The organism is Pseudomonas sp. SDO52101_S400 (assembly GCF_054071635.1).
Window position 1 is genome coordinate 1 of the sequence record NZ_JBSVWF010000132.1, and the last position, 1596, is coordinate 1596.

Here is a 1596-nt window from a genome sequence, read left to right on the forward strand (position 1 = left end):
CAGACTGTGTGAAAACGCACTGAAGGCCAGCCCAACAAACGCCCCGACTTGTTCGGGGTGTTTGTTTTTGTGCGAGCGACAGACGAAAAAAGGCCTTTCAGCCCATTAGCGCCATCAATTGGCTGGCTCCTAGCACGCTAATCGCTCGCTTGAGGTTATAAGCGTTCACCGCCAATGCCATTTCCGCTTTTGCTCCCTCCAACTGGCGCAGCAGGAAACGACCATTCCCAAACAGCCATTGCTTGAGGTTGCCGAAAGGGTGCTCAACGATGGATCTTCGGCTGGCCATCATCTGCGGATGGGCCAGCATTCGCTGCTCCATTCGCTCAAAGGCTTCCTCATGGGCATGGCGTGAGATATAGCGGCGTTGGGCGCCAGTGCATTGGGATTTGAGCGGGCAGGTAGTGCAGTCGCTGACATCTGCCTGATAGATCCGATCACCCTTGTTTCGCTGCTTGAGCGTCAACCACTTGCCCGCCGGGCACTGATAACGATCATGTTCGGCTTCGTAGGTAAAATCTTTGCGCTCAAAGAGTTCCTCCCCGCCTGGGTTGACCGAGCGATTGGGTGGTACATAGACCGTAATTGCAACCTTCTCGCAGGCCTGAAACTGCTGGCCGTTGGAGTAGCCGGCATCGGCCGTCACGCTCAGAGCATCTTGTTCCAGATGCTCTTTGGCGGTCTTGGCCATTGGCTCCAGTTGTTTTCGGTCGTCGCCGTCCTGAGTTACTTCATGGTGCAGAATCAGGCAATGTGCAGCGTCCACGGCGGTTTGTACGTTGTAGGCCACCCGTGGCCCTTTGGGCGTGCGCATCATTCGGGCATCGCTTTCGTGGGTGTTGAACTGCTCCAGGCCCATCGAGTTCATCAGCGCCTGGCAGCTCTGATTGTCCTGCTGCCGAACTTCAAGCTGCGCCAGCGCAGTTTTGATCGCGCCGCGATCAATCACTTCTCCCGTCTCGGCCCTGTCAGCCTCATCCAACTCAGCCAGGTACTGAGCGATACGCTTATCCAGCTTCTCTTCCTGACGTTTGAGCTGCTTCAAATTCATATGACGCCGCGAGGACGCCACCGCCTGAAACTTGCTGCCGTCGATGGCCACCAACTCACCGGCGATCAGACCGGCTGTGCGGCAAAACCGGACGAAGGCACGGCATGTCGCCACAAAGGCAAGTTTGTTGTTTTTGCGAAAGTCAGCGATGGTCTTGAAGTCGGGCTTAAGTCGGTTGATCAACCACATCACTTCGATGTTGCGCTGACACTCGGCCTCGAGACGCCGCGATGAGCGAATCCGCTGGAAATAGCCGTAGAGGTAGAGCTTTAGCTGATCGGCGGGATCATAAGAGGGGCGACCGGTACTTTTGGGAAGGGCTTTATCGAAGCCCAGTTGCACCATATCCAGTTTGGCGACATACAGGTCGATGACGCGAACGAGGTGATCCTCGGGGATCAGCTCCTCCAGCGAGACCGGGAACAGACTGGTCTGGCTGCGGGACTCTCCTTGGATGTAAGCCATAACGAAAAATGCTCCGTATCTTTCGATACGGAGCATTTTCTTTGAGCACCGCGCAGATTGCTAGGTTTTCACACAGTCTG

Annotated in this window: 1 protein-coding gene; it reads right to left on the reverse strand. The window is 55.8% G+C overall.

What is annotated here, in order from left to right; genetic code table 11:
- Positions 1–97 precede the first annotated feature (97 nt).
- Positions 98–1516: an IS1182 family transposase gene (locus ACW9HX_RS29025; protein ID WP_285313578.1), complete on the reverse strand. Its 1419-nt coding sequence runs from the start codon at positions 1514–1516 to the stop codon at positions 98–100.
- Positions 1517–1596: the final 80 nt, after the last annotated feature.